At 36.6% G+C, this 23,088-nt stretch carries 26 protein-coding genes; 7 read left to right on the top strand and 19 right to left on the bottom strand.

Annotated features, from left to right (window positions below):
• Positions 1-11: 11 nt before the first annotated feature.
• From DKL58_RS04045 to DKL58_RS03965, 17 genes are all read right to left on the bottom strand, one after another.
• Positions 12-239 (bottom strand): DUF2969 domain-containing protein, encoded by a 228-nt coding sequence (locus DKL58_RS04045; RefSeq protein WP_034981177.1) that lies wholly within the window; start codon positions 237-239, stop codon positions 12-14.
• An 8-nt stretch (positions 240-247) separates the two neighbouring features.
• Entirely contained in the window at positions 248-541 is a 294-nt protein-coding gene (yidD, locus tag DKL58_RS04040) for a membrane protein insertion efficiency factor YidD (protein WP_034981179.1), read from the bottom strand.
• Between the two features lie 16 nt (positions 542-557).
• The gene (gene mreB, locus DKL58_RS04035; RefSeq protein WP_109586192.1) at positions 558-1,547 is read right to left on the bottom strand and encodes a rod shape-determining protein; all 990 of its coding nucleotides are present in this window, start codon (positions 1,545-1,547) and stop codon (positions 558-560) included.
• 81 nt (positions 1,548-1,628) lie between these two features.
• The gene (locus DKL58_RS04030; RefSeq protein WP_034981184.1) at positions 1,629-1,859 is read right to left on the bottom strand and encodes a DUF1146 family protein; all 231 of its coding nucleotides are present in this window, start codon (positions 1,857-1,859) and stop codon (positions 1,629-1,631) included.
• A gap of 73 nt (positions 1,860-1,932) precedes the next feature.
• On the bottom strand, positions 1,933-2,370 hold the full coding sequence (locus tag DKL58_RS04025; protein ID WP_034981186.1) for a F0F1 ATP synthase subunit epsilon: 438 nt from the start codon (positions 2,368-2,370) through the stop codon (positions 1,933-1,935).
• An 11-nt stretch (positions 2,371-2,381) separates the two neighbouring features.
• Entirely contained in the window at positions 2,382-3,821 is a 1,440-nt protein-coding gene (gene atpD / locus DKL58_RS04020) for a F0F1 ATP synthase subunit beta (RefSeq protein ID WP_109586191.1), read from the bottom strand.
• A gap of 22 nt (positions 3,822-3,843) precedes the next feature.
• Positions 3,844-4,806 carry a F0F1 ATP synthase subunit gamma gene (locus DKL58_RS04015; RefSeq protein WP_034981191.1) on the bottom strand — a complete coding sequence of 321 codons (963 nt, stop codon included), beginning with the start codon at positions 4,804-4,806 and terminating at the stop codon, positions 3,844-3,846.
• 11 nt (positions 4,807-4,817) lie between these two features.
• Entirely contained in the window at positions 4,818-6,329 is a 1,512-nt protein-coding gene (gene atpA, locus DKL58_RS04010) for a F0F1 ATP synthase subunit alpha (RefSeq protein WP_109586190.1), read from the bottom strand.
• Positions 6,330-6,343: 14 nt separating this feature from the next.
• Positions 6,344-6,892, bottom strand: coding sequence for an ATP synthase F1 subunit delta (gene atpH / locus DKL58_RS04005; RefSeq protein WP_109586189.1), 549 nt, complete (start codon positions 6,890-6,892; stop codon positions 6,344-6,346).
• The gene (gene atpF / locus DKL58_RS04000) at positions 6,892-7,404 is read right to left on the bottom strand and encodes a F0F1 ATP synthase subunit B (protein WP_034981197.1); all 513 of its coding nucleotides are present in this window, start codon (positions 7,402-7,404) and stop codon (positions 6,892-6,894) included. The genes atpH and atpF overlap by 1 nt, the downstream gene beginning before the upstream one ends.
• 42 nt (positions 7,405-7,446) lie before the next feature.
• Complete coding sequence (gene atpE / locus DKL58_RS03995) at positions 7,447-7,671, bottom strand: F0F1 ATP synthase subunit C (RefSeq protein ID WP_034981200.1); 225 nt, start codon at positions 7,669-7,671, stop codon at positions 7,447-7,449.
• Positions 7,672-7,689: 18 nt separating this feature from the next.
• Positions 7,690-8,403 carry a F0F1 ATP synthase subunit A gene (atpB, locus tag DKL58_RS03990; RefSeq protein WP_034981202.1) on the bottom strand — a complete coding sequence of 238 codons (714 nt, stop codon included), beginning with the start codon at positions 8,401-8,403 and terminating at the stop codon, positions 7,690-7,692.
• A 117-nt stretch (positions 8,404-8,520) separates the two neighbouring features.
• Complete coding sequence (gene upp, locus DKL58_RS03985) at positions 8,521-9,150, bottom strand: uracil phosphoribosyltransferase (RefSeq protein WP_109586188.1); 630 nt, start codon at positions 9,148-9,150, stop codon at positions 8,521-8,523.
• Between the two features lie 84 nt (positions 9,151-9,234).
• Positions 9,235-10,239: an L-threonylcarbamoyladenylate synthase gene (locus DKL58_RS03980; RefSeq protein WP_162542364.1), complete on the bottom strand. Its 1,005-nt coding sequence runs from the start codon at positions 10,237-10,239 to the stop codon at positions 9,235-9,237.
• Positions 10,239-11,087 carry a peptide chain release factor N(5)-glutamine methyltransferase gene (gene prmC, locus DKL58_RS03975; RefSeq protein WP_109586186.1) on the bottom strand — a complete coding sequence of 283 codons (849 nt, stop codon included), beginning with the start codon at positions 11,085-11,087 and terminating at the stop codon, positions 10,239-10,241. Before prmC ends, DKL58_RS03980 begins: the two co-directional genes overlap by 1 nt.
• On the bottom strand, positions 11,080-12,168 hold the full coding sequence (gene prfA / locus DKL58_RS03970; RefSeq protein ID WP_109586185.1) for a peptide chain release factor 1: 1,089 nt from the start codon (positions 12,166-12,168) through the stop codon (positions 11,080-11,082). Before prfA ends, prmC begins: the two co-directional genes overlap by 8 nt.
• 17 nt (positions 12,169-12,185) lie before the next feature.
• Entirely contained in the window at positions 12,186-12,785 is a 600-nt protein-coding gene (locus DKL58_RS03965; protein ID WP_109586184.1) for a thymidine kinase, read from the bottom strand.
• A 143-nt stretch (positions 12,786-12,928) separates the two neighbouring features.
• Between DKL58_RS03965 and DKL58_RS03960 the strand changes: the two genes are divergently transcribed.
• A complete protein-coding gene (locus DKL58_RS03960) occupies positions 12,929-14,281 on the top strand; it encodes a Mur ligase family protein (RefSeq protein ID WP_109586183.1) in 1,353 nt (450 codons plus the stop codon).
• A gap of 64 nt (positions 14,282-14,345) precedes the next feature.
• Here DKL58_RS03960 and DKL58_RS03955 read toward each other — a convergent pair whose 3' ends face one another.
• Positions 14,346-15,947, bottom strand: a complete 1,602-nt coding sequence (locus tag DKL58_RS03955; RefSeq protein ID WP_109586182.1) for an ATP-binding cassette domain-containing protein — start codon at positions 15,945-15,947, stop codon at positions 14,346-14,348.
• Positions 15,948-16,450: 503 nt separating this feature from the next.
• Here DKL58_RS03955 and DKL58_RS03950 point away from each other — a divergent pair.
• The 4 genes from DKL58_RS03950 to DKL58_RS03935 all read left to right on the top strand — a co-directional run bounded on the left by DKL58_RS03950 (position 16,451) and on the right by DKL58_RS03935 (position 19,528).
• Positions 16,451-16,630 (top strand): hypothetical protein, encoded by a 180-nt coding sequence (locus DKL58_RS03950; RefSeq protein ID WP_109586181.1) that lies wholly within the window; start codon positions 16,451-16,453, stop codon positions 16,628-16,630.
• A gap of 451 nt (positions 16,631-17,081) precedes the next feature.
• Positions 17,082-17,273: a DUF2628 domain-containing protein gene (locus DKL58_RS03945; protein ID WP_109586180.1), complete on the top strand. Its 192-nt coding sequence runs from the start codon at positions 17,082-17,084 to the stop codon at positions 17,271-17,273.
• 293 nt (positions 17,274-17,566) lie between these two features.
• Positions 17,567-18,922, top strand: a complete 1,356-nt coding sequence (locus tag DKL58_RS03940; RefSeq protein ID WP_239386433.1) for an SNIPE associated domain-containing protein — start codon at positions 17,567-17,569, stop codon at positions 18,920-18,922.
• A gap of 240 nt (positions 18,923-19,162) precedes the next feature.
• Positions 19,163-19,528, top strand: a complete 366-nt coding sequence (locus tag DKL58_RS03935; RefSeq protein WP_109586179.1) for a PTS sugar transporter subunit IIA — start codon at positions 19,163-19,165, stop codon at positions 19,526-19,528.
• A 64-nt stretch (positions 19,529-19,592) separates the two neighbouring features.
• Here the strand turns inward: DKL58_RS03935 and DKL58_RS03930 are convergent, their stop codons facing one another.
• Entirely contained in the window at positions 19,593-21,353 is a 1,761-nt protein-coding gene (locus DKL58_RS03930; protein WP_109586178.1) for a BspA family leucine-rich repeat surface protein, read from the bottom strand.
• Between the two features lie 513 nt (positions 21,354-21,866).
• Between DKL58_RS03930 and DKL58_RS03925 the strand changes: the two genes are divergently transcribed.
• Complete coding sequence (locus DKL58_RS03925) at positions 21,867-22,286, top strand: hypothetical protein (protein ID WP_109586177.1); 420 nt, start codon at positions 21,867-21,869, stop codon at positions 22,284-22,286.
• A 238-nt stretch (positions 22,287-22,524) separates the two neighbouring features.
• Positions 22,525-22,977: a DUF3862 domain-containing protein gene (locus DKL58_RS03915; protein ID WP_275425097.1), complete on the top strand. Its 453-nt coding sequence runs from the start codon at positions 22,525-22,527 to the stop codon at positions 22,975-22,977.
• Positions 22,978-23,088: the final 111 nt, after the last annotated feature.

Genomic DNA, 23,088 nt, shown 5'->3' with positions numbered 1-23,088 from the left:
ATCACAACCTATTATTTTTCATGTAAAGCAAAGTATGAAAGCAAATCATTAATGCTGCTTTCTAAGCTTTTTGCATACAAGATGCTATTGGTTTTGCCAGTTGTAGCCCGATAACGACCTGCAATTTTTTCAATTACACCAATAGATTTTTTCTGAGGAATTACAACTTCCCAGGTAGGGTTTTCTTTACCCTTGATTTCATTGATTTCAACGTTAATATTTTCTGGTTTTTTTGACATAAATTCTCCTACTTTATATTTGGATGAAACTTTTTCGCTATAATTTCATCTTCATATCGTTCTGGATGAGGATTTCGAAAAATAGTAAATTTATCTGGTACAGGATCAACTCCACCGCGCACAAAAGGATTGCAACGCAATATCCGGCAAATCCCCATTATTAGTCCTAAAAATGGCCCAAATTTGGTTAATGCATCAACCATATAAGTTGAGCAAGTCGGATAATAACGGCAAGATTTTGGTAAAGCCGGAGAAATGAATCTCTGGTAAATTTTAACTAAATAAATCAGTATTTTTCGCAAATCGAGCCTCCAAAAATTAGTGGCGCTGATGCTTTTCAATATTCTTGAGCAAAATTCCAGTACCAAGTGCTACCGCTTCAAGTGGATGATCAGCTGTAAGTACCGGCACTTTAAGGTAATATGAAATCAGCTTGTCAATATTTTTCAAAAGCGCCCCACCACCAGTCAGCATGATGCCGCGATCAATAATATCCGCGGAAAGCTCAGGCGGTGTTTTTTCTAAAACTTCTTTAGTAGCCGCAATAATCGTCATCAAGCCATCGTGAAGTGCTTCCTGAATTTCGGGTGCAGTCACAGTAGCCTGTTTTGGCAAACCATCAACGACATCACGTCCGCGAACAGTGATTGTTTCATCCTTATCTGGTTCAAAAGCACTACCAATTTCAATTTTAATTTGTTCAGCGGTACGAGAACCAATCAGCAAGTTATGCTTATTTTTGATATAAGAAACAACAGCCTGGTTCATATGATCACCGGCATAGCGCAGTGATTGACTGGTAACAATTTCACCCATTGACAAAACAGCAATATCAGTAGTACCACCGCCAATATCGATTACGATGTTGCCTTGAGGTTTAAAAATATCAAGACCAGCACCAACAGCAGCAACTTTAGGCTCAAAATCAAGGTAGACTTTCCCACCACCAGATTTTTCAGCAGCCTGAATAATCGCTTTCTGTTCAATTGATGTTACTCCAGTAGGAGCACAAATCAAAATATTTGGCTTGGACATAAAGCCCTTGACGTTCAGCTTTTCAATAAAGTAAGAAAGCATTGCTTCGGTAATATCAAAATCAGCAATAACACCATTTTTTAAAGGACGAATTACGCGGATATTGCCCGGAGTTCTCCCTACCATCTTGTATGCTTCTGTTCCGACAGCTACCACTTTATTTGTACTTGTATTAACGGCAACAACTGATGGCTCATTTAAGACAATTCCCTTGCCGGAAACATTAATGAGCACATTTGCTGTCCCTAAATCTATTCCTATATCTCTTGCCACGATAATCCTCCATCATATTCAATGTATATTTTACCATAAAGATTTCAAGTTTGTTTGCGACTTTCTCCGCTTTACCAAGTCTTAAAAGAAATTACTTAATTGCAAAGAAGTATCAATTAATGTGATGAAAAAATTACCAACAAGAAAACCTAGAGCAATCGCAGCAAAAATCAGCAGCAGCTGTGCTTCGAAGATCCTGTTTTTACGTATTATTTTTTCAATACGGACGCTTTTCATAATTTGAAAAGACAAACCGATTGTAATTAAATAAATTACTATACTAATTAGGGCGTGAACGCCAAGTTGAAACATATTCTTTCTCGCTTTTCTTAAGTCACAATAAAAGCGGACGCACAAAGCAGTGCATCCGCTTAAAACTTTAGTTCTATTTGTCTGAATTGTAAACACTTATTCGATTGACGGCTCTTCTTAGTGCAACCTGTGCCCTCTCAAGTGATCGCTGATCGTGAGCAGCTTGAGCTTTTTTCAGTGCATTTTGTGCACGTTCTCTAGCTGCTTTAGCCCGAGATACATCAATATTGCCTGCTCGTTCAGCACTGTCAGCAATAATCGTAGCTACATTATTAGAAAATTCAAAGTAGCCACCGCTAACAGCAATGTGATTGACAATATTGTTCATTTCGCGGCTTCTTTTGACCTTAATCTCACCAATTGCCAAAGGGGTCAATATCGGCAAGTGATTGTACATCACTGAACGTTGACCGTCAATTGCCCGCATTTCCACAATACTGGAGTGGTGAGAAAAAATCAGTCCATCTGGAGTTACAACATTTACCATAAAAAGTTTTTCTGGATCTGCCATTTGACATCACCTTACTTTTCTAATAATGCTTTAGCTTCTGGATCACTAGGAGTTACACCCATTTGCTCAGCCTTCTTTAAAACATCTTCAATTCGGCCTACACTACGGAATGCATCTTCAGGAAGATCATCTAAGTGACCATCCAAAATCATCTTAAAGCCTTTAATTGTTTCCTTAATCGGAACATAAGAACCAGGCACACCTGTAAATTGCTCTGCCACAAAGAAGTTTTGTGATAAGAAAAACTGTACTTTACGAGCACGGCTAACAATGACCTTTTCCTCGTCAGACAACTCATCCATTCCCAAAACGGAAATGATATCTTGCAATTCGTGGTAACGTTGCAAAATGTGCTGTACACCTGTTGCCACTTCATAATGTTCTTGACCGACAATTTCTGGGTCCAAAGCACTCGAAGTTGACTGCAACGGGTCAACAGCCGGGTAAATACCTTGCTCAACTAAGCTACGTTCCAAGTTGGTAGTAGCGTCAAGGTGAGCAAAAGTAGTAGCTGGAGCCGGGTCAGTATAGTCATCGGCCGGCACATAAACCGCCTGAATCGAAGTAATAGATCCCTTCTTAGTTGAAGTAATTCTTTCCTGCAGCTGCCCCATTTCAGTAGCTAAAGTTGGCTGATAACCAACGGCACTAGGCATACGTCCTAACAGAGCGGAAACTTCGGAACCAGCCTGAGTAAACCGGAAAATGTTATCAATAAAGAGCAACACGTCCTGGCCTTCAACGTCTCTGAAGTATTCAGCTAAAGTAAGTCCAGTCAATGCTACTCGCATTCTGGCACCAGGCGGCTCATTCATTTGACCAAAGACCATGGCTGTTTTGCTTAAAACGCCAGATGCTTTCATTTCAAAGTAAAGGTCATTACCTTCACGTGTTCTTTCACCGACACCGGTAAAGACAGAAATACCACCATGTTCTTGGGCAATGTTGTGGATTAATTCCTGAATGATCGTGGTCTTGCCAACACCGGCACCACCGAACAATCCAACTTTTCCGCCTCGAACATAAGGTTCAAGCAAATCAATAACTTTAATACCAGTTTCAAGAATTTCTTGACTTGTAGTCAACTCATCATATTTAGGAGCATTCTTATGAATGCTGTCACGAGCATGATCTTTGTCAAATTTAGGACCATTATCAATAGGCTGACCTAAAACATTGAAGACGCGACCTAAAGTATCATTACCAACAGGTACAGAAATAGGTCCACCTGTGTCTTCAACTTTCATGCCCCGTCTAAGACCATTGGTAGATTCCATGGCAATTGTTCTTAAAACGCCATCGCCAAGTTCCAAGGTAACTTCAAGAACAACAGATTCATCGTCCGACTTAACGACGCGCAAAGCATTGTCAATATCAGGCAGATTTTTGTCAAGCGGAAATCTGACATCGACAACTGGGCCGATTACTTGAACAACTTCACCTTCACTCAAAACATCTACCTCCTTTTCTTAATTATTTCAAAGCATTAGCACCACTGACAATTTCAGTAATTTCAGTAGTGATTTCTGCTTGTCTTGCACGGTTTAATTTAGTAGTTAAACTCGAAACCAAATCATCAACGTTGTCCGTAGCACTCTGCATTGCAGTCATTGAACTGGCATGTTCTGCAGTTTTTGCATCCAGAATAGCTCCGTATATTGTAGAACGGGCATATTGAGGAATTAGTGTCGTTAAAACGGCATTAACATCAGGTTCGATATCGTATTCTAAGTCTTTATGAGCTTCAGCTTCTTTGACACCAATATCAATGTCAACGATCGGCAGCATTTTTTCAACCCGAAATGCAGATGATAACGAGTTAATGTGGTGGGTGTAACAAACATACAGCTCATCATAAACTCCGTTTAAATACATTTTGATCGCAGTTGAAACAATAGGCAAAACTTCATCGAATGTTGGTACATCGCTAATGCTATCATTTTCATACACGACATTGAGATTGTTTTTCTTGAAAAAGTCTGCACCAACCGAACCAACGGCTAAGACTTTAACGTCTTTATGTTCAACTTTTGAATCCTCAAACAGACCCATCATGTTTTTAATGACGGCACTGTTATATGATCCGACTAGACCACGATCACCGGTAATAACCAAATAACCGGTAGAATTGATCTTTTTACGTGCCTGAACCATATCAGAAACAATCCCTAAACCAAAGACATTTTCATAATCAATCTTGCCAATGCTGTCTTCGTCGATTGCTACATGCTCTTTACGCAAGTGATTGACTACCTCAGCACTCATCAAACGTGATAAAGTTTGCCGCACATGATCATTGTAAATCGTGTAACCTTTATCCCGTTTTTCTGTTTGGTTTAATTTCGATGCCGAAACCATTCTCATGGCTTCTGTAATTTTACCAGTTTGCTTAACTGAAGCTATTTTTTTCTTCAACGCAAGTAAAGATGCAGGCATATAACTACCTCCTATTTATTACTTGGTGAAAAACTATCCGCAAATTTAGAAATTGCTTCCTGCAATTTCTTTTCATCTGGCAGGTCACCAGTCTTACGAATATGTTCTAGTAAATCTGCGTGATTAGTATCGAAGTTGTCGTATAACTCTTTTTCAAACTTGGCTATATCATCAACTGGAACAGAATCAAGATAGCCATGAGTTAAAGCGTAAAGAATGACAACTTGCTTTTCAACCGCAATTGGCGTATGTAAAGGCTGTTTCAAAACTTCAACGACTCTTCGACCACGATTCAGTTTGGCTTGAGTTGCCTGATCCAAATCACTGCCAAATTGAGCAAAGCTTTCAAGTTCATGATAAGCTGCCAAGTCCGTACGAAGCGTACCAGCAACTTTCTTCATAGCCTTAATCTGAGCACTACCACCAACACGAGAAACTGAATTACCAGCATCAATAGCCGGACGAGTACCAGCGAAGAACAAATCACTTTGCAGGAAAATTTGTCCGTCAGTAATTGAAATTACGTTAGTTGGAATATATGCCGAAATATCTCCCGCTTCAGTTTGAATAAACGGAATAGCAGTCATTGAGCCGCCACCAAGTTTATCACTCAATTTTGCACTACGTTCTAGTAAACGAGAGTGCAGATAGAAGACATCACCAGGATAAGCTTCACGACCAGGCGGACGACGGAGAAGCAAAGAAAGTTCACGGTAAGCAACGGCTTGTTTGGACAGGTCATCAAAGACCACCAAGACATCCTTGCCATTGTACATGAATTCTTCGCCCATAGCTGTTCCGGCATATGGTGCTATATACAGCATAGGTGCCGGCTCACTTGGTCCGGCTTCGACAACAATTGTATAATCCATTGCGCCAAAGCGTTTTAATGTTTCTACTTGAGATCTGACAGTTGATTCCTTTTGACCAATAAAGACATAAATACAAATAACGTCTTGTCCTTTTTGACTCAAAATTGTATCAATTGCCAAACTTGTTTTACCAGTTTTACGGTCGCCAATAATTAACTCACGTTGACCGCGACCGATTGGCACCAAAGCATCAATGGCTTTGATACCCGTTTGCAGCGGCTGATTAACTGACTGGCGTTCCATAACACCCGGTGCCGAAGCCTCGATTGGACGAGTCTTTGACGTTTTTATTTCGCCAAGTCCATCAACCGGCTGACCTAGTGGGTTAACAACGCGACCAATTAGTGCATCTCCAACCGGCACACGCATAATTTCACCGGTTCTTTTGACTTGGTCACCTTCACGAATATCATCAAAATTGCCCAAAATAATGATACCAACATCATTTGATTCAAGGTTTTGTGCAATACCATAAGAACCATTGTCAAATTCCAATAGCTCGTTGGCCAAAACATTGTTCAATCCGTGAGCCCGGGCGATACCATCACCTATGTAAGTAACAACTCCGACTTCATTAATGTCGAGCTTATCATCATAGTGTTCAAGCTGCTGTTTGATTAAAGAGCTAATCTCTTCTGCTTTTATGCTCAATGGTTTCACCTCTTTTAATTTTTATTAATTAACTGCGCACGAATCTTTTGCAGTTTATTTTTGACTGACCCATCGATTACGCAATCGCCAACTTTTAAAATTACGCCGCCAATAATATTTTGGTCAACCACATTAGTGAGAATGACTTTTTGCAAATTATATTTTTGGGCGTAACCAGCACCTAATTTTTGCAATTGTTCTTGATCTAGCGGCACTGCTGAAACAGCAACACCAGTTTCGATCTTTTGACTTTGGTTATATAAGTCATTGAAACATTTTATTATTTCCGGCAATTCCAAAAAATGGTCATAGTCTAGCAGTAAATTCAAAAAATTTTGAACTTCTTTAGTCAGACCTTGCTCAATCGCAGAAAGCGATTTCGCTTTTTCAGCACTGTTAAAAATTGGATCGCTAAAAGCTTGCAAAATCTGCGGATAATCCGAGATAGCTTCTGCCAGCTCCTGCAAATCAGTATGAACTGACTCCAAGGCATCCATATCCTCTGCATAATCAAATAGTGCAGTACCATAGCGTGCAGCAATTTCTGCTTTACTTAAGGCCATTATTTATTCAGCCCCTTAATAAATTGATCGACCAAATCTTTTTGGTCATCAGCAGATAAATTCTTAGAAATCACTTTTTCCGCAATCGTTACAGAAATATCTGCAACTTGTGCACGAGCTTCATCTAAGGCATCAGCTTTTGCCTGAGCAGCATCAGCTTTTGCTTTTTCATGAATAGAAGCCGCATTATCATTTGCTTCTGCCACAATTTGCGTACTGGTTTTCTCAGCACTTGCCTTTGCGTCAGTCAGAATTTGCGTTGCTTCTTGTCTTGAGTTCTTCAAGGCAGCTTCACGCTCATTAGCCAAAACCTCGGCCTTTTTGCGATTGTCTGCAGCTGAATCAAGATCACTAATTACCTTTTGGCGTCTTTTTTCCATCATGTCGGAAACAGGTCCCCAGGCATAATGTTTAACCAAAATAAGCAAAATTGCGAAAACAATTAAATACCAAAGAGTATTTCCAAGGTAAATGTGACCTGCTGAGGCTGCAAATAAAATTTGAAATGTCATTTACTGCCCTTCTCTCTTTTACCTAAATTATTTTAAATAAAATTAAACGAAGAGAATCAGGAAAGCAACAACAATCGCCAAAATAGGAACGGCTTCAATCAGACCAACACCAATGAACATTGTTGATCTTAAGTTACCAGCGCTTTCTGGTTGACGAGCCATGCTCTCAACTGTCTTAGTAATAACTTTACCGTTACCCCAAGAAGCTGCTAAAGCAGCGATACCAGCTACGATAGCTGCTGAGATATATTTAAAAGCTTGTGACATGTTTAAACCTCCAAAAAATTATTCTTTTGTAACCTTTTTTCCGACATAGACCATGGATAAAGTTACGAAAACATATGCCTGGATAGAGCCAATGAAGACAGAGAATCCTTGCCAGATCATAGCTAACGGTGCTGCTAAAACCAAAGTGATAACACCAAAGCTAGGAGCAAAGCTATTACCTATTAAAGTTAATAACACTTCACCTGCGTAGATATTACCATATAAACGCAAAGATAATGTCAAGAAGTTAGTGACCTCTTCAATCATATTAATGGGGAACAGGAAACTAACAGGTTCGGCATAATTACGCCAGTAGCCACCAGTACCGAATTTTTGCATTCCGAATGTAAATGAAAGAAGCAAGGTCATCATTGCAAATGACATTGTCGTCACCGGATCTGCTGTGGGAGATTTAACAAAAATATTGTCCCCCGCTTTAACCTCTAAGAAGAGGCCCAACTGGTTCATGAACCAAATGTAGATGAACAGAACAAAAGCATAAAGCGAAAGGTGCTTTCGCGCATCAACATCACTGACATTGTCTTTAACAATACCATCAGTGAAGTCTATCAAATATTCCATGATATTTTGCTTTTTATTCGGTTTCATCTCAACTTTTCGTGATAACCAAATGCAGACAAACAGTACTACAGCTGCCATTAAAGTTGAGCCGATGATCCCAGAAAGATCAAATGTCAAACCCAGAAATTTAAAAACAAATGATTGCTCCAATTCTTCGTGACCTCCCTTCTCGTGCCCAAATTATCGAACACTCATACAATATTAACACCATTCAATAATTTTGTGAAAAATGTAAGCGTATTTTGCAATTAATTTACCTAAAAACAGTTATTTAGTACCAAATAATCTGTCGCCTGCATCTCCCAAACCTGGCGTAATATAGCCGTTTGGCAGCAATTTTTCGTCTTCTGCGGCAGCATAGATATCAACGTCCGGATTTTCTTTTTGAATAGCCTTGACACCTTCAGGAGCAGCTACCAGTACAGCCAGTTTGATAACTTTGACGCCACGCTTTTTAAGCGCACCAATCGCCATATTAGCTGAACCACCAGTAGCAAGCATTGGATCAACTACCAAACATTCGCGTTCGGCAACATCTTTTGGCATTTTACAGAAGTATTCATGTGGCGTAAGGGTTTCTTCATCCCGGTACATGCCAATTACTCCAACTTTAGCCGAAGGAATCATTTCCATAACACCATTAAGCATACCAATACCGGCACGTAAAATTGGCACAATAGTCAATTTTTTGCCGGCAATTTCTTTTTGTGTGGTCTTGCCAATCGGTGTTTCAATTTCAACATCTTTTAGCGGCAAATCTCTGGTAATTTCATAAGTCATCAGTCCTCCGATTTCACCGACTATCCGCCGAAACTCGTTGGAACTTGTCTCCTTACGCCTAATAATTGTTAACTTGTGTTGAATTAACGGATGATTCAAAACCGTAAATTTGCCCATCTTTTTCCTCCTATAAACATAATTACGTTTACGAGTATTTTAATAAAAAAAACAAAGGGTTTAAAGTCCTTTGCTAGTAAATTTTTATTTTGCCATATAATGATGACCTGCAGCAGCCTTATTAAGCCGATTCATGTAGGCTAAAGTATCTTCGCTGCCGTTAAATCCCTGCACAAAAATTTGTTTAATTTCGGGCTTATCATCGAAGTAACGCAAACCCCCGAACAAGTTATGATCGGCATCTGCTAAATTTTTGCCTAGATTAAATTTATTAACTGCCGGTAAATTGATTTTGTTAAGCACATCGTTTAAAGCCATTACGCCTGTTGCACTCGTCAATTCTATATTTGCAAAATCCTGCGGATCATCGACAACGACTACAGGAGCGCTAGGAGCATAATGGCGATATTTCATCCCCGGAGCTTTTGGAACATCCTTATCGGAAACTTTGCCGCTGTTAATTAAAACTTTTTCTCCCAAGGCATTGCTCAACTCTTCCGGTGTTATTGCACCAGGACGTAAAACGACTGGAGTTGCAACGGAAAGGTCAATAATGGTCGATTCTAATCCCACCTCAGTTGGTCCGCCGTCAATAATTCCCGCAATTTTACCCTTTAAATCATGATAAACATGCTGGGCTGTAGTCGGACTAGGCTTAGTTGATGTGTTTGCAGAAGGACCTACAATAGGATAGCCTAATTTACTGATTAATTCATGAGTCAGAGCATCATGAGGGCAACGAAAAGCCACGGTGTCAAGACCACCAGTGACAGCTTTAGGCAAACTGTTTGGCTTAACATAAAGTAAAAGAGTCAGCGGACCTGGCCAAAATTTTTTAATTAATTTTTGAGCACGTTCTGGAACTTCTTTGGCATATTTAGACATCATTTGAGCATCAGTGACTGTCACAATTAAGGGATTGTCACTAGGACGACCTTTAGCTGCGTATACATTTTTAACGGCTTGCTCATTTGTAGCAATCGCACCTAAGCCATAGACTGTTTCTGTCGGAAAAGCAACTAGCTCCCCTTCAGCAAGCAATTTTACTGCATCATCTATTTGATCTTGTGAAAAAATTTTTGTTTCCATCATTTATTCCACTTTCCCTTAACCATACGCGGTTTCCCGGCTAAATCTTTTTTAAATTCAATGGTAAAATCAGGCAATTCTTGAGCAAATAAATCAGCCAGCTGGTCTTTTTCGCTAAAGCCAAACTCTAGGAAAAATTCTCCGCCACTATTTAAGTGATCGCGCACCTGTTTAACAAATTTTTGATAAAATTCAATGCCGTTTTTACCACCAAAAAGCGCTTCTTTTGGTTCATTTTGCAGAACATTCTGATCCATTACGTCTTTTTCTGTTTCCTTAATATAGGGTGGATTAGAAATTATTTTATCGAATTTTTCCAGTCCGATTAAGATATTGGCTTTGCGGACTGTTACATCCACTTTATGAATCAAAAAGTTTTCTTCGCTTGTTCTTAAGGCGGCATCGGTAACATCGGAAGCGTATAAATCAAGATTCGTAATTTGCTTTTTCGCAGCTTCTTTAGCTAGGGCTACAGTAATGCACCCAGAACCTGTACCTAAATCAAGCACTTTGTCACCATTAGCTAGATCCTGCAGAGTCCATTCAACCAATTCTTCTGTTTCAAAGCGGGGTATTAAGACGCCGCGTTTTACTAAAATCTTGTAGCCAAAAAACCAGGAATAACCCAAAATATACTGAGGTGATATTCCTTTAGCCAGCTTGCGGACATCATTTTGTGCCTGTTTAACCTGCTGAGGAGTTAGTTCCATATCTTGTTTTAATTGAAACTCACTTGGACTGAGTTGCAATCTTTCAGCCAGCAAAAAAGCGATGTCTTCCGGCCTTTCTTCTGGTGCCGTTTCCGCAGCCCAGATTCTCAGACTTTTTAAAGTGTCAATCTTAGACATTTTGTTCAGCCAGCTCCTCTAGTTGCTTAGTTTGATTATACAAAATCAAAGCATCAATGATTTCATCAAGTTCACCATTCATTACCCGGTCAAGTTTATTAAGCGTCAAGCCGATACGATGATCAGTCACACGGTTTTGCGGGTAGTTATAAGTTCTGATGCGCTCTGACCTGTCACCAGTCCCGACAGCATTTTTGCGTTTAGCATCATATTGATTCCGATTTTGACTTTCATAATAATCATAGACACGAGATTTTAAAATCTGCATCGCTTTTTCCCGGTTTTGCTGCTGACTACGTTGATCCTGCATTGCGACAACGATTCCTGTCGGCAAGTGAGTCATACGCACAGCACTCGATGTTTTGTTAATATGCTGACCGCCGGCACCACTGGAACGGTAGACATCAACTCTAATATCTTTGGGATCTAAATCAAGGTCAACCTGCTCATATTCAGGCATTACGGCAACAGTTGCCGTTGAAGTATGAACACGACCTTGAGATTCAGTTACAGGAACGCGTTGCACGCGGTGCGCTCCGTTTTCATATTTAAGTTTTGAATAAACCTTGTTGCCAGTAATCATAATTGCAACCCGTTTGTAACCGCCAACTTCGGTTGGTTCACTGTCGACAATAGAAACCTGCCAGTTTTGTCTTTCTGCATATTTTTCATACATTCTGAGCAAATCACCGGCAAATAAGGAAGCTTCATCCCCACCAGCTGCTCCTCTGATTTCCATAATAATATCCTTGTCATCATTAGGATCTTTTGGCAGCATTAAAATCTTGATTTCATCTTCCAGTTTGTCAATATCCTGCTCTAAATCTTCATTTTCGTCTTTGGCCATTTCTACCAAATCAGAATCATTTTCATTAGCAATAATATCCTTGTTATCAGAAATCTCTTTTTTATCAGCCTTATATTTGCGGTATTTTTCAACTACATCTCGCAAATCTGCTTCTTCTTTAGAAACCTCCATGTACCTTTTAGTATCATTGATAACTTCTGGGTCAGCCATCATTTCTTGTAATTCATCATAATGAGCAACAAGACTTTCAAGCTGTGCCATAATCTTATCCATGTTGTTCTAATCCCTTCCTATCTTTCTTGCTCCGGGTGAAAATAATGAAACCGACAAACCGGGTAATAACTTTCATCCCCGCCAATTTGAACCTGTTCGCCTTCATAAACCGGTTTACCATTGTGTATCCGCTGATTCATTGTAGCCTTTCTACCGCAGTAGTGGCAAATCGTTTTGATCTCTTTTATTTTATCAGCAAAAATCAATAAATTCTTGGTTCCTTCAAATAAATTATTTTGAAAGTCGTTTTTTAAGCCAAATGTCATTACCGGAATGCCTAAATCATCGACTATTTTGGCACATTCCACTACATGATGACGCTCCAAAAACTGGGCTTCATCAACAAACACGCAGGCAATCGCGCCATCTCCACGTGCTTTTTCCTGCTCATTCAACTTTTTTATATAAGCAAAAATATCAAAATCATGGTCAATCGGAACTGCATTTCTGTGAAGTCCAATTCTTGAGGCCACAGTTCCAACTCCGCTACGATCATCAATCTTACTGGTTAACAAAGCGATTTTACGACCTTGAGCTTCATAGTTATGAGCATCCTTTAGTATCTCTAAAGTTTTGCCACTGCTCATCGTGCCATACTCAAAAAATAATTGTGCCATTTTTGCTCCTTTGTTTCATTTAAATTCACTTAACTAATTTAGTATAATGTAAAAATAAAATATGTGTAGTTAAATGGTTAAAAACTCGTTTTCAATTTGTGGCTATGCTATAGTTGATAGTGATTTTAAAGCGAGGGAAGAATATGAGTTTTAAGTCTGTAATAGCAAAAAGCGCGGGTAAATCAAGTTACTGGTTTTTACATAATGTTTTAAAAGGCGGTACAAGTTTTCCCGGCAAGTTGGCAATGGACCTGGATCCTGAAATTTTAAAAACACTGGCTGAAGGATATGAAACTGTAGTTGTTACCGGTACAAATGGCAAGACCATGACTACAGCTTTGATCGTGGCTGCACTAAGAGAAAAATACGGCGATGTTTTGACCAATCCATCGGGTTCCAACATGCAACAAGGAATTGTGACGGCCTTTTTAGCACACAAAAAGAAAAAATCTTCAAGACCAATTGCAGTGTTAGAAGTTGACGAAGCAAATGTCAAAATGGTGACGGAACTGCTTCATCCCAGCCTTTTTGTTTTAACCAATATTTTTCGCGACCAAATGGATCGCTACGGTGAAATCTACACTACCTACGATAAAATTGTTGAAGGAATCAAACTGGCACCCAACGCTACTATTATTGCCAATGGTGATGCCAGTATCTTTTCTTCAGTTGACTTACCTAATCCTAAAATTTTTTATGGCTTTAAACTGCCTAGCGATGAGCCGCAAAATGACAGCAAGGCTCCTGTCAACACGGACGGCATCTTATGCCCTAAGTGCGATCATATCTTGCATTATCATGAACGAATTTATGCCAACTTGGGAGATTTTTTCTGTCCTAACTGCAACTATCACAGACCCGAATTAACATATTCTGTTAACAAAATTATTGAGCAGTCACCTAATAAACTCAAATTTCAAATGGGCAAAAAGGAATACGCAATCAACATTGGCGGCACTTACAATATTTATAATGCTCTAGCTGCCTATTCTGTGGCACGTTATTTTGACCTGAGTGAAGAAGAAATTGCTCAGGCTTTTGGAAAAAACAAGCGGATTTTTGGCAGACAAGAATTAATTAAATATGAAGGAAAAGAGATTGACCTGATCTTAGTTAAAAATCCGGTTGGTCTAGATGAGGTGCTACACATGCTTAACACTGAAAAAGATAATTATTCATTAGTAGCCTTGCTTAATGCCAACCACGCTGACGGAATTGACACTTCCTGGATTTGGGATGGTCAGTTTGAAGATCTCAACCATAAGCAAATTAAAAAAATTTTGGTTGGTGGAGAGCGCTGGCACGACATGGGTTTTCGTCTGGAAGTTGCCGGTTTTGACCCGGGTAAAATGGTTACCTGCACCGACAATGAGGAAGTAATTGCCAATATTGCTAACTTACCAACGAAAAAGGTTTACATTTTGTCTACCTATACTGCTATGCTCTCTTTACGCAAGACTATGGCTGAGAAAAAGATGATTAAGGCTGGGATGTAAAAAGTAGCAATAATATAAATTAAAAACCCGCAAAGTGTGCAATGAAACATTTTGCGGGTTATTTTTATTTTGTATTTTGTGCTAAGTTAAAGATCTTGACGTTGTTTTCTTGTGCTATTTTTTTGTTAAAGTTGTGAGCCACTTCAATAACAATTGAAGGCAGTTGGTAAATTAAGCGGTGTACTTCATCAGCATTTTGATGATCAAGGCTAGAAGTAATTTCATCTAGTAAAAAGATCTTTTTATGACGCAGAAGTCCTCTGGCAACAGCCAGTCTCTGTGCTTGTCCACCTGAAAGATTGCTGCCTTGTTCCTTAATTTCAAAATCCAGTGCTTTGCTGCCTAATTCTTTGTATAAACCTACCTTTTTCAGAGAAGCAACTAATTCTTCGTCTGTGAAATTTTGCAAAAGAGAAAGATTTTCCCGGATCGTTCCTGCAAATAACCAAATATTCTGTGAAATAAACACAAAATCTGAATATTTCAATTTGTGCCCGCCAAATTTCACATCACCCATTTCAATTGGAATGTATCCTGCTATTGCATTTAGCAAAGTCGATTTGCCAACACCCGAGGGTCCAGTAATAATCATTTTGTCGTTTTCATTTAGGCTTAAAGACAGGTTTTTAAAAATTTCTCGGTCACCACGTTTAACCGACAGGTTTTCAACAACCAGTTTATTGTCAGCGACTGGCTGAGCAATTTTTTGATCTGTTTTTGTTTCAGTCCAAGAAATCTTTCTAATTCCTTCTGTACTTTGAATTTGAGTTTCAAAATTAGTTAGCTGCCGAAAGCCACCAACCACGTGATCCGCAGTAAGAGTCAAGGTAAGAATCGTACTTACTGTGACCCCTAAGATGTTGTTTTTGGCCATCCAAAGTCCTATGAAAATCGGAGTTAAAGTTATTAATATGGCAAATAACCAGGAAATAAATTGCAGAACATATTGGAAAGCATTCAATTGGTAATATCTTTGTTCCTCATCGTGCAAAGAATGATCAAATTTCTGCATAAATAGTTTTTTAACGCCAAAATTCGTAATTTCAAAACGCCCTGCAAATAAGTCACGCGTAATCGCTAAAAAATTGGAATTAGAATGGCTCCACATGTCTGTCTTAATTTTCATCTTTTCTTTACCCATATAACTGGGAAGAAGCGACATGAAGGAAAGAGCCAAATAAATCAGACCTAAAACCGGATTAGTCATTAATACTACAACTGTAGAAGATATGACTGTCATGAGACTTTGAAAAAGCAATAAAAGCGGTTCAAAGTACTTTTCTTCTATCTGTTTGGAAATACTAGTCATGTTGTTCAAAACTTCAGATGAATCCAAATTAGGATTGTTAAATGAACTGGCAAAATTTGCCCTAAAATAAATGCCTTTTATCTTTTCATTTAAAGTCTGAATTGCTTTTTGCATTAACAGGCTAAATAAGAAAAGAGAAACATAAACGGTTAAATATGATAAAACTGCGGCTATGTAAAATGCGATCAAACTGTTTCCGTCTTTGACGTTAAGTCTGGGAATATAACCTAATATATAACCATTTAGTACTCCTTCAAAAGAACTGGTAACGCCAAAGATAAATAAACAAAGTATCATCCATGGATTAAGATTTTTCAAAACCCATTTTAGTGTGACATTTACCTCTTTTTTGTTCATGCTTTTACCCCATCTTAGCTTAAGTTATTTAGTTTGTAATTATAGCAAGATTAAAAACAAATGACTATCAGATGTGAGTAAGAGGTTAATTTTTTCAACTAAGAGGCTAATAATTGTTGTATGTGAAAAATTAAAATTTTTAAATCAAAATTAGTTAATAAATTTTTTCATTCCTCAAAATTTACTAGTGCAGTTTTTAATTGTATAGTTAAATGTCCTCTGATTGATATATGGTAAAACTACTAAGCCATAAACCGTGTAATTTTATTGAACCAACTTAATCTATATGTCACTCTATGCTTTTTCTTTCGAACAAGCTAAAGTTTGTTCAATTGTCATACTCTTAATTCCTTACCCTGCTAAAATTGTAAATAATTTTTCAGCAAATCACTTAAAATGCTTTGACTCATATTAGTAAATATACTAATATGCAGTCATAGTAATAAGAGATTGGATGGGTTTGTTTACTAAAAACATAAGTAATTCAATTTGGAAACATTACTATGACAATGTTAGAAAGAATTAAAGAATATACTAAAAAGAGACATTTTACTCTTACCAAGATTAACGAAATGATCGAAATTGGAACAAATTCCATATATGCGTTGAAAATAAGTATACCTAGTGTAAACAAGTTAAAAAAGTTGCTAATGTTCTACATACTTCCACTGGCTACTTATTAGGAAATACTGATTAATCGACATCTGCTTCTAAGGATAAGGATCATGGTTTGAAAGACGTAAACCATGACCAAGTATCCTCTTACCGAAGTTGCATTTTCTAAGAATAGAAATTCTCAGTCAATTATGACATAAAGATTTCTAGTGAATCTAAATTTTTCTTGGCAAGAAATTTGCCATATAATGAATGGTGAATACAATAGTAAAGTTGCTCAATATTGTAGCGATCTACTGACTTCAAAAGAACGTAAAATGGATTTATATTCTCTTGAACTGGTTTACGACTAAGCAAGCCATCAATTAGGTATTTTAAAAAGTGGGGGTTTTATGGAACAATACGGCATCCCTTACTAGATGTTTGATATTACTGTGAAGATGTATGAGAGAAGATCAATATCTTCTTTTTTAATATCAATGTAATCGTTATTTTAATTTGAAAAATAAGGAGTATTTTATGAATCATTCAGTCAATTTTAAAAACCCTAACACAGGAGAAATCAAAAAAATAGGTCGAGGATCTAATTGGGCGGCTTTATTATTTAACATTTTTTACTTAATTTATAAAAAAGACTGGAAATGGTTTGTGATTTTTTTTCTTATCGATTCATTAATAATTTTCACGCCATGGAATAGTGCGTTTTTTTAACTAATGTAATACTCTGCGTTTTTTACAATAAAATCAAGTATAAAGAACTTAAAGCTCAAGGATGGATCATAGTCGAGAACGAATCTAAAAAAGAGGTAGCATCTAGTCAGCAAAAAGAAGTTACAAAATCTCTATCTAAAAAAATAGTTGAGAAACCCAACAACAATCCTTCTCATAAAGAAAAGAAGTCTAATTACAAAAACCCGCTCTCAAAAAGTATTTCATTTTTTGATTTTTTTCATATTAAAGAATTAAAAAATGATTTAGAAGTCGCAAAAGCAGAAAATTTTAGTTTGAAAAAAGATTTAGATGTCGCAGAAACGGAAGATTCTAGTTTAAAAAAAGATTTAGAAGAATTAAAAATAAAGAATAATAGTTTAAAAAAGAAAGCTGATTTAAAATTAAGCATCAGCCAAATGAAACCTAAAGAACTAGACAATCTTATTGAAAAAAAGACATGTGAAATAAATAATCTTGATAAAATACTACTAAACAAGAAAAATGAAAAAAATGATCTTACAACCAAGATAGGTTCACTAAATGACAAAATTACTGAACTAAATAGCCAAATTGTAGATCTATCAGATGAAATACTTTATGAAAATTATGGACTTTATAAACCTCGCTATGAATTTTCAAACTCAAGTACGTATAAGGGCAAGCTATCTGAAGTTCGTTCTGATCAAAAAGATATGATTCGAAATAATATAGCTGGTGAAATTTTTAGGCCCATGACCTTGGATGGTTCTATAGCTAAAGGTAGATCTTTGCAAAAGAAAAATATTAAACAGCTGGTTAGGTCATTTAATGGGGAATCCGAAGCTGCAATTAATAAAGTGACTAAAGCAAATATTGAAACTATAGAAAAGAAAATAAACACTTCATTTACCCAATTAAACAAATTAAATGAACCTAACGGAGTTCGGTTAACTACAAATTATCTTGATAGCAAATTAGATGAAGCACACATTGCAATTGAATATGAATTAAAGAAAGAAGAAGAAAAAGAAAAATTACGTGAGCAAAGAGAAAGAGAAAGAGAGGAAAGAAAACTGCAAAGAGAAATTGCATCTGAACGTGCTAAATATGAGAAAGATGAAACTCATTATTCTCAAGCAAAAGAACGTGTAGTCGATAAACTAAGGAATACTAAAGAGACAGCTGAAATTTTAGCTCTCAAACGTGAATTGAAGGAATTGCAAGAAAAGCTTAATGACGTTCGCGAGCGAAAAGAAAAATTAAACGATAGAGCATCAAATCCTACAGCTGGATATGTTTATATAATTTCTAACATTGGTTCCTTTGGTAAAGATATTTATAAGATTGGCGTGACTCGAAGATTAGATCCTATGGAAAGAATTAAAGAACTTGGAAGTGCTTCGGTACCTTTTAATTTTGATGTTAATGCAATAGTATTTAGCGATAACGCATTTAAATTAGAAGCTGAGTTACACAAGCGATTTGATGCTGAACGAGTAAATAGAGTTAACAAGCGAAAAGAATATTTTAAAATTTCAATGGATAAAATTAAGGAAATGCTTGCTGAACATAAGGAACTGACCTTTAATTTTAACGAATATCCTGATGCTTATGAGTACCGTGACACTCTATATATTGAGAGGCATGAAAAAATTAAACAAGATAAATAGATTTATGCCCGCATAGTCACATGCTTAGGAGGTAAAAATGAATTAACGGTCCTTTGTCAAGAGCTGCGCACTTAATTCTTTTAATTTGCGATTAAAGCTCTATAAGCATCTGATAGAGTACTCCTATGTTATCTCGTTAATTACCGCTTTAAGATTATTCCTCAAAGTTTGCGTGTTTAATACATTTGACTCCTAACATTTTCTTTAACATAAATGACTTTTTTGATTTCCTGAGGATCTTTGGGTTCAGGAGTTGGAATTATTCCAATCAGTGATTTGATCGTTTCACCAGTAAACGGAAAGATCACAGTCGCATATAAAACAGGTCATGCCATTGGAATTACCACCCCTCTTGGTAATGAATATCTAATTCACATCGGCATAAATACTGTTAACCTTAAAGGAAAGCACTTCAAAGTTCTTACTAAAGAGGGACAAGAAGTCAAAAAAGGTGATCCTCTAGTTCAAGTTGATTTTGAAGCTATCAAAAAAGAGGGCTATGATCCAACAGTAATGGTCATTGCTTTAGACAAAAAGAATGACCAATTAACCTTCTTTTCTAAAGATAATGTCACAATTGACAATGAAATTTTCAAAATCAATTAAAATGTAATTTAACGAACACAGAAAAAGCATAATTCTTAGAAGTGAATTATGCTTTTTGATTATCTTAAAAGTTTGCTTTCTTAACAAATCTATTTTTATCTACAATGTAATATTTTTTATTTTTAATTTTGATGGGATCACCATATGTTTTTGCTGTTGAACCTTTTTTCAAAACTTTCTTATTTTGGCGATCACCATATTGATTATAAATGTAGGCATTATGTTTTATTTTACGGACTACAGAATCAACATTACCGGCAGCAATGTAATATTTTATGTTGCTATTGCCCTTATCATTTAGAACATAAAAATTGCGTCCGTTGATAGTCGTTTTACCACAGGTCTTTAGTTTCGAACCAATTTTTAAAATAATTTGGTTTGCACGAGTACCAGTATTGTCATAAAGATAAGCATTGTGCATCAACACTACAATTTTTTCACTGCTTGAACCGTTATTATTTTTTTCGTCTTTGTCCTTATTTTCATCATTATTTTCCACTGGATTTGTCGACTCAACCAGAACGGGATTAGGAGCAGGATAATTATTGTCGGTATCATCTGGTGGTGTTACTAGTTTTTTCCAAGTATAAGCACCCGGCTTAAGAGATCCATCTTGACTTTTTTGAATTAATTCAGCAGTAGTTAGTTGAGGTTCGTTATTATTGGTCAATCGCCATTTGTTGATAAAGTTCTCTTTATTCGGTGTTTTTTCAGGATTTGGTTGCCCCAAAGCCACATCGGTACTTAATTTTGTTTTTGAGCCTAAAACTAAAGTAGTTATACCTGGTGCGTATTGGTATACTACCTTGCCGTTCACAATAGCCCCCACTGGTAGAGTCAAATCATTTGCCAGCATATTTTTCATATTGGGACTTTGGGTAGTATCAAACGAACTCAAATCCAAGTAGTTGAGGCTGATCAAATAACTAAGCATATCTGCCATGTCAGTCACTTTTTCAGTATTGAAATGACTTAAATCAAGTTCAGCTAAATTATAATCACCATGAAACATATTTTTCATTGAAGTTACAGAACTGGTATTAAGATTTTTGACTCCGTCAATTTTAGCAAGATTTGCACAGCCATTAAACATAAAAGTCATATCTTTGACATTTTTTGCATTGGAAGCAAAATTACCGCCAATATTTAATGATCCGTCATCACCATCTATGAACATATCCGTAAACATGTAACTCATATCAGTAACTGCAGAAGTGTCCCAGCTTGATAAATCAAGAGACTTAATTTTACTGGCATAAAACATCCCTTTCATGCTTGTTACTTCTGAAGTATCAATGTTACTTAGACCATTAATCTCCGTGAGATTTATTAAACGCTCATCCTTTACAAATCGAAACCAATAGCCAAAGTCGCCTACTAGTTTTAAACGCTGGTCAAATTGGATTTTCTTTACGTTTTTTAATATATCTAGGTTCGCAAATGCGCCCGCGCCATTATCTGCACCCTTAATTGTACCGACACCCACTTTTAATGTGTTATTTGAAGGATCATAACTCCATTCAGGACCGTCAGCACCCCATTTGCCAGACTTGACAACAGTTGATTCATCTTGAGTTTGTACAGAATTTTTTTGTATCTGAGAATCATCATCTACTCTTGTATCCAGTTCTTGATAACTAATTTTAGTAGATCCAAATGTGCTTTTACTGCCCGCTGATTGCATTTTAATTGCAAGACTTTGGTTTGCCTTTCCCGCTAAATCATTAGCTTTGACAACATTTTTGTTAGCATAAAGAAAAATACTTAAGCCTGCAAAAGCCATACTGCAACTGATAAAAATTTTCTTGTATTTGTTTGTAATCATATTTATATTCCTTTAATTTAATAGTTTAAAAACTATTATTTTATATTCATTTTTAAATATATCACAAGACCTATAAAAAGCACTGAATCTGCTTAGTTATGCATTTAACCAAACAACATATAAATATTCACAATATTATATAACTTTAAAAACTATAAAAAAATAGCCACTATAAACTTAAATATTAACTGTAGTTATAAGAGCAGTATTGTTTTTTTATTTAATCTTTATATTTGCTTATTCATGAGTTAAGTTTTTAGAAACATATCATTTCTATGATGGCTAAAATACTATAGCAACTGGAACTTAAACATTAAAACATCTTCAATTTAGCTTTAAATAATATTAGTAAATATTATTTACGGCATAAAAAAGGTACGATAAAATTAAAGTATACTTGATTAGAAATTAATTATAAATTTAAAAACTGTCACTAATTTTTTGCGATCAGGTATTTCTGTCCACCACGCCAATGACAACAAACCTACGGCAATATCGTTTGAGGAGGAAGTAATGATTAAATTTAAGAAGGCCTTTTCGATTGGCGCCACAATTTTAGCGGCACTGACAATTGCAGGTTGTTCTAACAATAAGACTACTAGTAAAGTTAGTGCTAACAAACCTGTTAAAACCACTCACCAGCAAAAGAAACCTAAGCCAAAAGTCGCAGACTATCCCAATATTAAAGACGCGGAAGCTGACCTCAGTAAAGGTAAAAATTTAAAAGGCAAGACGGTACAATTCAAAATTAAAAAATTTGAGCCTCAAAGTTCCTTTGGTTACAACATGGAAACCGGCAAACATCTTAATTTTGTTAGTCCAGAAAACCCCAACGCTAAAAAAGGAGATACTGTTTTCCTAAAAATCAAAAAAGTAAAATCGGTACTTGGCTCCTTTGTCATCACCTATTCTGATCTATCTAAAGTCAATTAATGATTACAATCTCGAAAGCTTCGTAATATTTTTAAAGACCTGAAAAATACAGGAGGAAGTATTAAAAAAGCGTAAGAATGTTTTGTCAATAGCTGCTATTTGCTTAGCAGCCTTATCCCTAGTTTGTTGCTCTAACAATAGCAAAGGTAATAAGTCTGACAACAATAAGCCGAAAAGCAGCCAAAAAGTAAAGAAAACAAGCACTCAAAAAACTTCTTTTAGGTAATCTTTTGACAAAATTCAAGTCGGTAACGTCATGCAGCAAGGTAATGGCGGGAGCACTCTTAAAGATGTGAAAAACATTTTAGGTCAGCCAAATTCGATTTCTTCCACTGAGGTTAAAGGCTTTAAGGTAAAATCATATTCATGGATTAAATATGGAACTACAATAATGGTTCAATTTAGTCATAAAAAGACTATCACCAAAACAGTCTCGGGCTTTAAATGGAACCGCAGCAGCACTAAGCTAACGCTTAAAGCATTTAACTCAATAAAAACAGGTAGTTCTTACAGTACACTTGTCAACACTTATGGTGAACCTGACGGGTTGAACGAAAATGTCGCTTTAGAAAAGAAAAATGTAACTGCGATTTACTTCACTGGAATTAAAGCAAAAACTGCAGGAGCAAATGCCAGTTTCACATTTGCCGATGATAAACTAGTGTCTAAAACTGAAACTAATTTAAAATAAAGCAGCCTTCCCAGAAGTTGTCTAATTTTTAGGGCTCAGTACATATGATTGTATGGACCATAGTAAAGAGTTTGAAAATAATAGTAAATGAAATGTCAAATGTCCATCACA

This window comes from Lactobacillus kullabergensis, from assembly GCF_003151025.1.
GTDB classification, from domain to species: domain Bacteria; phylum Bacillota; class Bacilli; order Lactobacillales; family Lactobacillaceae; genus Lactobacillus; species Lactobacillus kullabergensis.
Note: the sequence above shows the minus strand (reverse complement) of the source record. Positions and strands in the feature narration are given on the sequence as shown.